This is a genomic window from bacterium, assembly GCA_026708055.1.
In the GTDB taxonomy this organism is placed as follows: Bacteria; Actinomycetota; Acidimicrobiia; order Acidimicrobiales; family CATQHL01; genus VXNF01.
This window is the reverse complement of record JAPOVS010000019.1, coordinates 107346-120595: the sequence shown is the minus strand read 5'-3', so window position 1 is coordinate 120595 and position 13250 is coordinate 107346. Positions and strand designations below refer to the sequence as shown.

The following is a 13250-nucleotide window of genomic DNA, read 5'->3' as shown; positions in this document are numbered from 1 at the left end:
TCACGTCATGACTCACCCGGCCATCCCCCGTCGGTGCTGCGCCGAGACTGCTCCGCCAACCCGATTTCGACGGCAGCTCCGGCCACCGCCGTAGCTTCCCCCGCGCGCACGCCCCGGTGGTGGATCCCAAACGAGCTCGAGTTGCCCGCCGGCGGGGGCGGTTCCGGCTAGGCCAGTGCGGCGATCTCGGCTCGCTGTTCGGAGGTCATCGTCCAGCCGGCTGCGGCCACGTTGGCCGCCACCTGCGAAGGCTTCGTGGCGCCGCAGATGACCGAGGCAACCGTCGGGTTGGACACCAGCCACCCCATAGCCAACTCCAGGATGCTGCGGCCCCGCTCGGTGGCGTAAGCGATGAGCCGGTCCACCGCGGCCAGGTTCTCCTCGCGCAGGAAGCGCTCCCAGGTGCGGCCCTTCATCGTGGTCAAGCGGGCGCCGTCGGGTCGAGCCGCCCCGGAGTACTTGCCGGTCAGCAGCCCGGACTCCAGCGGGAAGAAGGGCACCACGGCCATGCCGGCGCGGCCGCAGGCGGCGAGCACTCCGGCGTCCTCGACATCGCGAGTCAGCACCGAGTAGTGGTTCTGGACGCTGGCGTAGTTGCCCACACCCATCTCGGCCGCGGCATCGACGCTGGCGTCGACGAGGTCAGCGGTGAAGTTGGAGCAGCCGATCTCCAAGACCTTGCCCTCCTCCACCAACTCCGCCAGGGCGCCAAGCGTCTCGGCCTGCGGGGTCTCGGGGTCGGGCGTGTGGATCTGGTAATGGTCGATGCGGTCGGTGCCCAACCGCCGCAGGCTGCGGTCCACGCAGCGGCGGACCCAGGCGGGGTCACCGCCCCGTTGACCCTCCGGCAGGAACTTGGCGTGGCCGAACTTGCTGGCGATCACCGCACGGTCACGGTTCCCGGCCAGCGCCGCACCCAGGAACTCCTCCGACTTGCCCCCTCCATAGATGTCAGCGGTGTCGAAGTAGTTGATCCCGGCCTCGAGGGCCGCGTCCACCACCGCCCGCGAGGCCTCGGCGTCGATCGTCATGCCGAAGTTGTTGCATCCCAGCCCCACGACAGACACCGGCAGGGTCCCGATGTTCCGCATCTCCATGCCACTGACCCTATATCGGCGCCCGGGAGAACGGCGGGGAATGAGTCCGCGTGCCGCAACCCCCCGGGCATTCGGCGATAGCTCACCGATGAGCGGCGCGGACGAGCCAGCGAATCGTGGTCGCCGCCTGGCTGCCGTCGTCGCAGGCCCTGGCCCATCCTGCGGCGTCGGAGTTGTAGACGCCGTCTGAGACGGTGACCGAGGCTCCCCGGTCGAGGAGCCGGCGGACCATGTCGACGCGCCGGAACTGGATGGCGAAGTGCAGCGCGGTGGTGTTCCGGTACGGGCACACGTCGACGTGGACGCCGGTGTGGAGGAAATAGTCGACGACGGCGTGCCGGTTGTTGAGGGCGGCGAAGACGAAGGCCTCGCCGACGATCTCGGCCGGGTCGTCCCGGGGTGAGGCGCCGGCGGCACGGCCGACGGCGGCCCAGTCCGGGCGGTACGGCCCCGGGTCGGCCCGCAGTGTTCCGTCGGCGGCGACCCAGCCCTGCACCCACCGCAGCAGGCCGCTGGCCGCCGCGAGCCACAGGGTCTGCCGGTGCAGCCCGTGCCTCACGAGCACGTCGGCGGCCTCGGCGGAGCTGTGCATGGCCGCCGACTCCAGGGGCGTGAGGCCGGCGTCGGCGCGGGCCGCCGGATCGGCGCCGGCAGCCAGGAGTTGCGCGCACAGGTCGGGGAGGTTCCAGCACCCGGCCAGGTTCAGAGCCCGATCCAGCGCCGCGCCGGCACCGATCAGCGCGTCGATGATCTCCGCGGACGAGTGGCCGACGTCGGGTTGAGTGGTCAGCTCCAGCAGCGTGTTGTCCCCGACCTTCAGGTTCACGACCTCCGGGTCGGCCTCCAGAGCCGCCCGCAAGCCGTCGACGTCATCGGACAGGAGCGCATGGAGGGCCGGCTGGATCCTCTCGTCAGCACCCACGGGCACCTCGCCATCGTAGGTTCGTCGCCCTCGCAGGTTCGACACCCTGCCGGTCACTACAGTTGGAACGGCCGTCGTCGTCTGCCGCGAGCACGTCCCCGAGGTTCGACGCCCTGCCGGTCACTACAGTTGGAACGCGGCACGCAGTGGATCGACCGGGAATTGGTTCTATGACCGCCGCCACACCTGAGCGGGCAACCACGCCCGACTCCGCCGCCAAGCCCCCGCCTGCCACCGAAGGGGATCCGCGGAACCCCATCCACAACGTCTTCTGGAAGCGGCATCGCAGCGAGGTGGAAGCGGATCTCGGGGGGCTGCGCGCCCAGCCGCTCACCTTCTTCCCGGGGTTCAAGTTCTACGGCGATCTGGAGAGCATCCGAGTCCCCGGCGCCTGGGTCGTCACCCGGCTGGCCCCCATCCTCGAGGTGTCGCGCAACCCGCAGATCTACTCCTCGGCGTCCGGGGTCACCATCAACGACTTCCCGCCGGAGTTCAACGAGTACTTCAACTCGATCATCGCCATGGACGACCCCCGCCACGCCCGGCTGAGACGGCTCGTCTCGGCGGGCTTCACGCCCCGGATGCTGGCCCGCCTCGAGGACTCCGTGCAGGGCCAGGCCCGGCTGATCACCGACGAGGTGTGCGAGCGGGGCGAATGCGACTTCGTCACCGACGTGGCGGCCCGGCTGCCGCTGCGCATCGTCTGCGACCTGATGGGGATCCCGGCGTCGCAACACGACTTCGTGTTCGACCAGTCCAACGTGATCCTCGGCGGGGGCGACCCCGAGTACGTGCCCGAGTTCGGGGATCTCATCACCGCCATCCTCACCGCCGGAGGGGCCCTGACCCAGCTGATGGACGAGGTGGCGGAGTCCAAGGTGGGGGTGGACACCGACGACCTGACCAGCATTCTCGTCAACGCCGAGGTGGACGGCGAGCGGCTCACCCGCGCCGAGCTCGCCAGCTTCTTCATCCTGCTGGTGGTGGCCGGCAACGAGACCACCCGCAACGCCATCAGCTGGGGCCTGCTGTACCTCACCGACCACCCCGACCAGCGCCGCATCTGGACCGAGGACTTCGAGGGCACAGCCCACAGCGCCACCGAGGAGATCGTCCGCGTCGCCAGCCCGGTCACGTACATGCGCCGCACCGCTCTGTGCGACACCGAACTGGACGGCCAGAAGATCGACGCGGGCGACCAAGTGGTCATGCACTACCTCTGCGCCAACCGGGACGAGTCGGTTTTCGATGACCCGCTCGCCTTCGACGTGCGGCGGGACCCGAACCCCCACGTCGGCTTCGGCGGGCCCGGCCCTCACTACTGCCTCGGCGCGCACCTCGCCCGCCGCGAGATCAAGGTGATGTTCCGCGAGCTGTTCAGCCGCATCGGCGACATCCGCGCCACCGGCGAACCGGACCTCCTCGCATCATCCTTCATCCACGGCATCAAGCACCTGCCCGCCGAGTTCACCCCCACCAAGCCGACGAGAGCGTCCCGATAGATTCGATCCGTGGATCTCGAGCCGGCGAGCCCTTGCTCATGACAAACCCGACGTGATCGGCTCGCGCCATAAACACATACTTCTTCGGCTCAGCAGCGGCCTTGCGTAGAAAGGTCACGCTGGTCTTCGCAGTGGTCCCGGCGGGGGCGAACGTGATCGCTGGCGATGCAGCGCACCTGCGCCCGGTCAGCGGATCCTCAACGCGCGCCTGCTGGGCCGTATCCCACAGTGGAGACTTGGGCAGAACTCGGCCCACTGACGACAAACTCCAGCCCGGAGAGCTGCTCTGACCTGGGATTTCTCAGTGGCGGGGGGAGGATTTGAACCTCCGACCTTCGGGTTATGAGCCCGACGAGCTACCAGACTGCTCCACCCCGCGGCGGACCTCCGAGGATACGCCGTCGGCGGCGTGCCGGCAACTCCGCAGCGGCCGTCCCGCCGCGTCCCGACTCGAGAGGCCGCGAGTTTGCCGCGAGGGCGGGAACCGGAGCGCGGCGCGGCACGCCACCGCGCTGGGCGACGAGAGTTTTCCCGCGAGGGCGGGAACCGGAGCGGTGTTTCGGTCGTCAGACACCGGTGAGAGGATCGGAACCGATACGGTCACGACACAGAACCTGACGGGGCGCGCCCCGGTCCCATCTCCGAGCGCCGCCGTCGGAACGACAAGGAGAACCCCATGCGCTCACTGATCGCCGGCATCCTGGCCCTGACCGTTCCCATGACCGAATGCGCCGGGATCGGCAACGGGGAGGAGACACCCGCCAAGGCCGCGGCCAGCGCGGCGGCGACGGAGAGCCCGCCGGGCGACGCAGAGTTCGCCTCGACGTTGAGGAACTTCGACGACTGCGACGCCCTGCTGGCGCACATCCGGGCCGAGGCGATGAGCCGCGTGGGCCCGTACGGGCTGGACGGCGACCGGTTCGGTCCCGCCCTAGGGCGACGAGGCTTCGACGAGGAGGCTATCGAGGCCGACTTCGCCGTGGCCGAGAGCGCTGCCGCCGCGGACGACGCCGCCGCTCCCGCTCCCGCCGTCGTCGACGGCGGCGACGACTTCTCGGGCACGAACGTGCAGGTGACCGGCGTGGACGAACCCGACATCGTCAAGACCGACGGGCGCCGCATCATCACGGTGCGCAACGGCACGCTCACCGTGATCGACGTCACCGGCGACGAGCCGGCCATCACCGGTCGGGTGCTCCTCGGTGAGCGCTGGGGCGGCGAACTGCTGCTCCACGGCGACCGGGCGCTGGTCATCAACAACCACTACGGCACCATCGAGCCGCTGCCCGCCGACGCCGGGAGCCGCCGCTACGACCGCGACATCGTGATCATCGACGAGATCCTCCTCGACGGGACACCCCGCCGGGGCCGCAGCCTGCACACCGAGGGCCGCTACGTCAGCTCCCGGTCCATCGACGGCACGGCGAGGGTGGTCATCGTCTCGCACCCGAGCGAGCTGGCGTTCGTGTACCCGCGGAACGCCAAGGGCGAAGCCGTCGCCGCCGCCGCCAACCGCCGGGTCGTGGCGGAGAGCACGCTCGATGACTGGCTGCCGCACTACCGGGTGGTCTCCTCGGAGGGCACGGTCACCGAGGACGGACGGATCCTGGCGTGCGACCGGGTGTACGTGCCGTCGCGGTTCTCCGGCTTCGGGTCGCTGGCCGTGCTGACCTTCGATCTCGAGGGGCCCCTGACGCTGGGCGACGGCGCCTCCACGTTCGCCGCCGGCGAGACGATCTACGCCAGCCACCGGAACCTGTACGTGGCGACGAACACATGGGTGCCGGAGCCGTTCTTCGACGTCGCAACCTGGCGACGAGACCTCGACGAGCGTTACCGCACCTCGATCCACAAGTTCTCACTCACCCCCGACGGGCCTGCGGTCTACGAGGCCTCCGGTTCGGTGAAGGGCCACCTGCTCAACCAGTTCTCCCTGCACGAGCACGGCGGGCACCTGTTCGTAGCCGTGACCGACGGCTCGCCGTGGAGCGCCGACCGCCGCAGCGAGAGCCTCATCTTCGCCCTCACCCAGACCGACGACAGGCTGGCGGTCGTCGGCAGCGTCGGCGACATGGGGCGCGGCGAGCGGATCTACTCCGTGCGCTACATCGGCGACCGCGCCTACGTGGTGACGTTCCGCCAGGTCGATCCGCTGTACGTGGTGGACCTGGCCGACCCCACCGAGCCCGAGGTGCTCGGCGAGTTGAAGATTCCCGGCTACTCGGCCTACCTGCACCCCGTCGGCGACGGCCTGCTCGTCGGCATCGGCCGGGACACTGACCGGGCCGGCCGCATCATGGGCTTCAAGGCGTCGCTGTTCGACGTGGCCGACCCCGCCGAGCCCGTCGAGATCGACACGTGGAGTCTGGCCGACGCCGAGAGCAGCGTGGACTGGGACCACCGGGCGTTCCTGTGGTGGGCGCCGGAGAATCTCATGATCGTGCCGGTGTGGTCGTGGCGCAACGAGGTTCCCAGCGGCGCCGCCGTCTTCGAGGTGACCAGGGAGCGGGGCCTCGACTACCAGGACCTCATCACCCACAGCACCGAGGACTACACCTTCTCCACCGACTGCTACTACGACTTCGACCTCGAGCCTCGGAACGGTCGACAGATCCCTCTGCTGTTGGTCTGCACGCCCGAGCAGGTGGGCAACCCCGTCGGCTACAGCTGCGACACCGTGCCCGCGACCGAGGCGGCCCACTGGGACATCGATCTCGAGATCATCGACCTGGAGGTGACCGAGAACGACCGCTTCCAGCTCTGCTGGCCGCGGGACCGGGACGACACCGAGCGGATCGAGCGCTCGCTGATCATCGGAGACGACGTGTGGACGCTGTCGCGCGGGCTGCTGCAGAGCAACGACGTCGACACGCTGGACCGCCGGGCCCGCCTGGCGCTGCCCGGCTGAGCGAGGGTGCCGTCAGTCCCCGCCGCCGGCTGCGGAGCGAGCCCGCCGAGTCTGACGCGCTGCCCCGAGCCCAACCCGGAGACTGCGGGCTCGTCTCCTCGCCGTGTCGAGCGAGCGGGAATGCGCCTTACGTAGCGGTCGACCCGGATCTCCCCGCGGCGGCGGCCGGGCCGGACTCGGCGGCGGGGACTCCGCCGATCCGGGGCCGTGACTGGTTGCGGACGATCATCGTCAATGCCGCCACGACCACCGCGATGGCCACCATTTGCAGAACCGACAGCGACTCGTCGAAGATCAGCCACGCGAGCCCCGACGCCACCACGGGGATGAGCAGGGTCAGCGTCGATGCCAACCACAGGGGGACGTGCCGCAACGACCAGTTCATGGCGGTGTGGCCGAGGACGCCCGAGCCGAACGCCATCACCACCAGCCACATCCAACTCTCGCCGGTGGGCCACGACAGATCCTGGCCGAAGACGGCCGCCAGCGGCAGGTTCATGAGCCCCACGTAGATGGCGACGCAGACGGTGTACTGCTGCGCGTCCACCTTGTCCCGGGCCTGACGGGTGGCGATGAAGTAGGCCGACCACCCGAACAGGGCGCCGATCGCGGCCAGGTCGCCGCCGAGGGACCAGTTCTCGCTGCTCGCCGACTCGAGGGCCACGACGGCCACACCGACCATGGCCAGCGCCGCGTAACCGATGTCCCGGCGGGGCATCCGCTCCCCGTACAGGCGGGCCGACACCGCCGAGACGATGATGATCTGCAGGGCGTTGATGATGGTGGCGTTCGCGACGGTCGTGAACTTCACGGCGGTGAAGAACAGGCCCGCATCGATCCCGAGAGTCACACCGCCCCAGATCGAGTGGCGCATGTGGAAGCGTGTGATGGGTACTCGCCGCGCCCTCAGCACAGCAGTCATGACGATCGCGAAGAGCAGGAATCGATAGGCGATGAGGGCCAGCGCACCCATGTCGATGATCTTGGCGATCACGCTCGAGGCGCCCCAGGCGGTGACTGCCAGGGTCGTGCCGGCGATGCCCAGAGAGAGTTCGCTGCGGCCGGCGAGGGTTCGGCCGCCGTGCGCCGCGGCCGCTGAATCGCTCACCCGGGCACTCTAGGGCGGCGTGCCCGGGATGCTCAGGTTCGTTCGGAGCTACGCCGGCCCACTGTCCGGTGCGACGGGTCCGTCATGGGTCAGGTCGGTTACGGGCACGTTGCAGCAGGTGTCGGCGAGCGAGTCCGCCCGCCACATACGCGCCGCGGTGTAGGCGGCGGCGACGGCGATGAAGATTCCTGCGGACGGGTCGGCCCACCACCAACCGAAGAGCATGTTCGCTCCCAGCCCGATCAGCACCGCGCCCGAGAGCAGCGCACACAGGGTCGTCTGGGCCGCCTCGGCCTGCACCGCCTGGGATCCGAGCACCACCGCCAACTGCAGCTTCAGGCGCGCCAGGATCGGCATCACCGCCAGCGACAGGGCCGCCAGGGCGATGCCCAGGATCGAACCGTCCGGCTCGTTGCCGGAGATGAGATCGCGCAGCGACTCGGCCAGCACGTAGGCGGCGAGAACGGCGAAGCAGGCCGCTATGAGACGCTGGGCGCGCCGGTCCGCGGCGTGCCGGGCGTCGGCGCCACCTCTTTCGAGCCTCAGGCGCCACGCCAGCACGAGCCCCGCCACCAGTTCGACGAACGAGTCGAATCCCCAGCCGATGAGGCTGATCGAACTGGCGCGGATCCCGACGACGATCACGGCCACGCCCTCGACGGCGTTCCAGGTCATGGTGAGCCGGTTCAGCCGTCGCGCCCAGGCAACCGCCGCCGTCCGGGACAGGCGGGAGACGACCGTGGTCACGACCATATGATAAGCAATGAAGGTCAGGGTGCCCGTTCAGCAACCGATGGTTGATCGCGGGCATGAAGGGGGACTCAGCATGAGCCGACTCGTCGCCGGCACGCTGGTCCTGATCGTCGCCGCCACGGCTTGCTCCAGCACCGCTGACGTGTCGGCCGTTCGTACGGTGGACATGGGGCGCACCGAAGTTTCGACCGCCGCGCCGGAGCCGGGCAGCCGAGCCCCGGCGAAATTGGCCTCGCAGACCTGGCCCGATTGGGCTCTCGCAAACTTCGACGACTGCGATCGCCTGCTCGATCACATCCGATCCGAGGCGCTGAGCCGAGTCGGGGCGTACGGTCTCGATCGGGGCCAGTACGGGCGGTCACTCGATGACGACTTGTTCGATGAGATCCTCGAGGACGACTTGGAGGACGGCTTCGGCGACGACACGGCCGGCAGGTTCGCCAGAGACGTCGCCGCGGCCGAATTCGAGTCCGAGGAGGCCGGCGAGGAGTCCGAATTCGAGTCCGACATGGGCGACGACATGGACGACATGGGTCCACCGATGGACATCGCCACCGACGATGGGGGCGGCGCGACAAGAGTCGAGTTCTCGGGGACGAACGTGCAGGTGAAGGGGGTGGACGAACCCGACATCGTCAAGACCGACGGCCGGCGCATCATCACGGTCTCGGGGGGCGTGCTGACCGTCGTGGACGTCAGCGGCGCCGAGCCCGCCGTTGCGGGCCACGTCGTGCTCGACGAGACGCCGGACGGCGAGTTGCTGCTGCACGGCGACCGTGTTCTCGCCATCCGCAACGATGTCGGGGGCATCCGGCCGGAGGCCGATCTCCGCAATCAGGGCCCGACGCAGCCCGAGACCGTCGTGATCGACGAGGTGCTCCTCGACGGAGTGCCCCGCCGGGGTCGCACGATGCGGGTCGAGGGCCGCTACGTCTCCTCACGCTCCGTCGGCGGCACGGCACGCATCGTCATCAACTCGTTCCCCGACGAGCCGGGATTCGTCCGCCCGCTCAATCGGGACGGAATCTCCCTCGCCGCCGAACTCAACCGGCAAGTCGTCGAGCAGACCACTCTCAGCGACTGGCTGCCCGACTACTCGCTGGTCAATGCGGACGGTTCGGTGTTCAAGGCGGGCGAGCCGTTCCTCGCTTGTGACCGGGTGCACGTGCCCGGCGAGTTCGGCGGGTTCGGCACAGCGTCGGTCCTGACCGTCGACCTCACGCAGCCGCTGGCGCCGGATGACGGTGCGGCCACGTTCGCCGTGGCGGAGACGGTCTACTCGAGCCTCCAGAGCCTCTACGTGGCGACGAGCGCCTGGGTGTCGGCGTCGGATCTCGCCGGTTCCGCGATCACCGGTCGTGCAGCCGCGCGGTACGCCACGTCGATCCACAAGTTCTCGTTCGGCGCGGGCGGCTCCGCCGCGTACGAGGCCTCCGGCTCTGTGGAGGGCCACCTGCTGAACCAGTTCGCACTCCACGAGCGCCACGGGCACCTGTTCGTGGCGGCGACCGACGGGCCCCCAGGGCGGTTCGGGGGAACCGTGAGCCGGATCGTCGCCCTCGGGCAGCAGGGTGACAGACTCGTCACCGTCGGCGGGGTCGGAGACCTGGGACGCGGCGAGCGCATCTTCGCCGTCCGCTACATCGGCGACCGGGCCTACGTCGTGACCTTCCGGCAGGTCGATCCCCTCTACGTCGTCGACCTGAGCGACCCCACCCGGCTCGCCGTCCTCGGAGAACTCAAGATCCCCGGCTTCTCCAGCTACCTGCACCTCGTCGGGGACGGGCTGCTCGTCGGCGTCGGGCGGGATGTCACCGAGGGGGGCTGGGACCGGGGATTGAAGATCTCGCTCTTCGACGTGTCCGATGCCGCCGACCCCCGCGAGATCGACACCTGGACTCTGGAGGACGCCTTCACCGACATCGGGGCCGACCACCGCTCGTTCCTGTGGTGGGCGAGAGACCAGATGATGGTTGTGCCGGTGACCGTCCCCTACTGGGGAGACGCGCCCGGCGGGGCCTATGTCTTCAAGGTGACGCGTGCGGACGGCCTCGAGGAGTTCGGCCGCGTCGACCACAGTGGGGCCGGCCGCGAGGAAGAACCGGTGCGCCGATCGCTCGTGATCGGGCAGGACCTCTGGACGATGTCGGCGTCGCTGCTGCAGCGCAACGACATCGGCACGCTGCGGCGGGGCGACCGCGTCCCGCTTCCCGCCGCCGGTGAGGTGGAGTCGGACCGCCCGCCGACGCCGGCCGATGGCACCACTGCGGCGCCGGCCGCGACGACCTCGCCGGCCGTGGTCGCAACCCCCGATGCCGGCGAGGCGCGATCCGTCGCGACGGTGACGCGGTTCAGCGACTGCCCCGGCCTGCTGGGACACATCCGGATCGAGGCGGCGAGGCACGTGGGCGCCTACGGCTTCGACCGCGGCCGCTTCGGCCGCCCGTCGGACCGTTCCGGAGGCGCCGACGACGACGCTTGGCGGTTGGCGGTGGCGGGCGATGACAGCCTGCGCGACTTCATCGACAGTGACGGTCAACGCATCGTGACGACGGTTGGCGGCACACTGACCGTCGTCGACGTCACCGGCGCCGAGCCGAGCCTCGTGGGCCGTCTGCCCCTGGACCTTGATCGCACCGTCCGCCTCATGACGCTCGGCAACCGGGTGCTCGTCGTCGGCGAGAACAGAGCCGGCAGGCCGGGCCAGATCTCGGGGACCAGCTCCTCCGGCAGTGCCGTCGTCGTGCGCGAGTTCCTGGTGGACGACCAGCTTCGACGGGGCCGCAGCCTGTATGTCGAGGGGCGTCTCCTGGACGCCCGGCCCAACGCGGGGAGGGCCCGGATCGTGGTCCGGTCGGCTCCGAGGGATGTGGGTCTCGTCTACGCGCCCACGGCGGCCGGGGAACGCGTCGCCGCCGCCGGGAACAAGCGGAGCATCGAACGGTCGACACTCGAGAACTGGCTACCGAGATACTCACTCGTCGCCGGCAACGGCCTCCGTCTCAGCGAGGGACAACTCCTCTCCTGCGATGACGTGGTCGCGCCGAGCAGGTTCTCCGGCGTCGGTGTCGTGTCGGCCCTGACGATCAATCTGAACCGGTCGATAACGAGCGGCGCCGCGGCGGCGATCGTCGGTGAGGACGTCGCCGCCCTGGCCACGGGCGAGAGCCTGTACGTCGCCACCGAGCCGTGGCCGGCACCATCTCGGGAGGGAGGCGCCGGCCACGCCACGGCCGCAAGTTCCCCGACCTCCACATCGATCCACCGGTTCACCCTCTCGCACTGGTGGCGGGCCGCCTACGAGGCTTCCGGCCCGGTCGCCGGGAACCTGATCGGGCCGTCACCGCTGCACGAGCGCGGCGGACACCTTTTCGCCGCGGTGGACGAGGGCACGTCCGGCTCGGGGGACGACCGCGGCGGGTCGCGCATCGTCGCTCTCGAGAAGGACGGGGACGGCTTCGTGACGATCGGACGGTCCGACGACCTGGGCGATGGCGATCCGGTCACGGTGGTGCGATACACCGGTGATCGGGCGTTCACCCACACGGGACGCCACTGGCAACCGATCCGGGTCGTCGATCTGCACGACCCCACCAGGCCCTCGCCCGCAGGCGCGCTGTCGGCACTCTCTTACGACCAGATCGTCCTGCAGCCGATCGGAACCGACCAGCTCGCCACTGTCGAGAGCGACCGATCGAGATGGGCAGCGGCCACCAAGGTCTCCTCCTACGCGGTCGTCGATGGCGAGTTCCGCGAGACCGGGACTTGGACGCAACCCGGTACCAGCAGCAGGGCGGCTTCGGATCCCGAGAGCCTCCTGTGGGCGGATCGAGCACGGCTGCTGGTCGTACCCGTCGCGGAAAGATTCGCCCGTGCCCCAACCCGCGGCGCCGCAGTCTTCAGCGTGAGTCCGGCCGGCGACTTGACCTACGTCGGCCATGTCGGCCCGAGCGAGCATCAACGTGAGGACGCTGGGAGCGAGGTCTTCCGCTCGTTGACGATCGGCGAGGATCTCTGGACTCTCTCGGGCTCGTACTCCCGCCTCGACCGGCGGGCGAACTGGCTGCTGCAGAGCTACGACTTGGCCACCCTCGAGCGCAAGTCGGCGGTCGCTCTGAACGATTGACCAACGCGGGATTGGTCTGCCGGGACACACGGGCGCTCGCGCGCCGCTCACAGCTAGCGGGCGGTCATTCCCCCGTCGGCGGGGACGGCGGCACCGGTGAGCGCGCCGGAGGCTTCGGAGCAGAGCCACGCCACGACGGCTGCGACCTCTTCGGGCCCGATGATCCGGTGGTCGACGTGGTGGTCGGCGAAGCGGGCGGGGTCGTCAATGCCGTAGACCTCGGCGCTGTGGGTCAGGAGCATCGTGTCGGTTGAGCCTGGCAGGACGGCGTTGGCGGTGATCCCGGTGTCGGCGAGATCGGCTGCGAGGCCTCGCACAAAGCCGATGACGCCCGCCTTCGAGGCGCTGTAGGCCGCCAGGCGAACCGTGGCCTTCAGCGCGGCCGCCGACGACACCGCGACGAAACGGCCCGAGCGCGGAGCAGGACGAGCGAGCATGGCCGGCACCGCGGCCCGCGCGAGATGGAAGGTGCCGGTGAGGTTGGTGTCGAGGGTGGTGTGCCACTGCTCATCGGGCATCTCCCAGACACGGCCGGCGGCGATCAACACGCCTGCCACGCCGACGGCGGCGTCCAGCCCGCCGAACCGGTCGACGGCCAACTCGACCGCCCGCTCGAGGTCGCCCACGGATCGCACGTCGCCCACGATCGCCTCACCACCGCAGCGCTGCGCGGTCGCTCCCAGTTCCTCCCGGCTGGCAAGCGGATAGCCCAGCGCCGGGTCGTCACGGCAGACGTCGAAGAGCACGAGGTTCCAGCCGGTCGCGGCCAGGGCCTCGGCGGTGGCCGCGCCGATGCCGCGGGCGGCGCCGGTGATCAGCGCGACGGGCACGGCT

At 69.8% G+C, this 13250-nt stretch carries 8 protein-coding genes and 1 tRNA gene; 3 read left to right on the top strand and 6 right to left on the bottom strand.

All coding sequences use genetic code 11. The features are described 5' to 3' along the window. Positions 1–167: 167 nt before the first annotated feature. Both OXG55_02445 and OXG55_02440 read right to left on the bottom strand, forming a co-directional pair. Positions 168–1097 (bottom strand): aldo/keto reductase, encoded by a 930-nt coding sequence (locus OXG55_02445; GenBank protein MCY4102115.1) that lies wholly within the window; start codon positions 1095–1097, stop codon positions 168–170. Positions 1098–1179: 82 nt separating this feature from the next. Further along, positions 1180–2025: an ankyrin repeat domain-containing protein gene (locus tag OXG55_02440; protein MCY4102114.1), complete on the bottom strand. Its 846-nt coding sequence runs from the start codon at positions 2023–2025 to the stop codon at positions 1180–1182. Between the two features lie 164 nt (positions 2026–2189). On the opposite strand from OXG55_02440, the gene OXG55_02435 reads away from it, so the two are divergent. Continuing rightward, entirely contained in the window at positions 2190–3521 is a 1332-nt protein-coding gene (locus OXG55_02435; GenBank protein MCY4102113.1) for a cytochrome P450, read from the top strand. Between the two features lie 305 nt (positions 3522–3826). On the opposite strand, the gene OXG55_02430 is transcribed toward OXG55_02435, so the two are convergent. Next, positions 3827–3900, bottom strand: a tRNA-Met gene (locus tag OXG55_02430). Between the two features lie 297 nt (positions 3901–4197). Between OXG55_02430 and OXG55_02425 the strand changes: the two genes are divergently transcribed. Then, complete coding sequence (locus OXG55_02425) at positions 4198–6429, top strand: beta-propeller domain-containing protein (protein ID MCY4102112.1); 2232 nt, start codon at positions 4198–4200, stop codon at positions 6427–6429. Between the two features lie 127 nt (positions 6430–6556). On the opposite strand, the gene OXG55_02420 is transcribed toward OXG55_02425, so the two are convergent. Together OXG55_02420 and OXG55_02415 are read right to left on the bottom strand one after the other, a co-directional pair. After that, on the bottom strand, positions 6557–7537 hold the full coding sequence (locus tag OXG55_02420) for a DMT family transporter (protein MCY4102111.1): 981 nt from the start codon (positions 7535–7537) through the stop codon (positions 6557–6559). Positions 7538–7585: 48 nt separating this feature from the next. Continuing rightward, positions 7586–8284, bottom strand: a complete 699-nt coding sequence (locus OXG55_02415; GenBank protein MCY4102110.1) for a cation transporter — start codon at positions 8282–8284, stop codon at positions 7586–7588. Between the two features lie 79 nt (positions 8285–8363). On the opposite strand from OXG55_02415, the gene OXG55_02410 reads away from it, so the two are divergent. Beyond that, entirely contained in the window at positions 8364–12416 is a 4053-nt protein-coding gene (locus tag OXG55_02410) for a beta-propeller domain-containing protein (GenBank protein ID MCY4102109.1), read from the top strand. Positions 12417–12469: 53 nt separating this feature from the next. On the opposite strand, the gene OXG55_02405 is transcribed toward OXG55_02410, so the two are convergent. Next, on the bottom strand, positions 12470–13246 hold the full coding sequence (locus tag OXG55_02405; GenBank protein ID MCY4102108.1) for a mycofactocin-coupled SDR family oxidoreductase: 777 nt from the start codon (positions 13244–13246) through the stop codon (positions 12470–12472). Between the last annotated feature and the right edge of the window lie 4 nt (positions 13247–13250).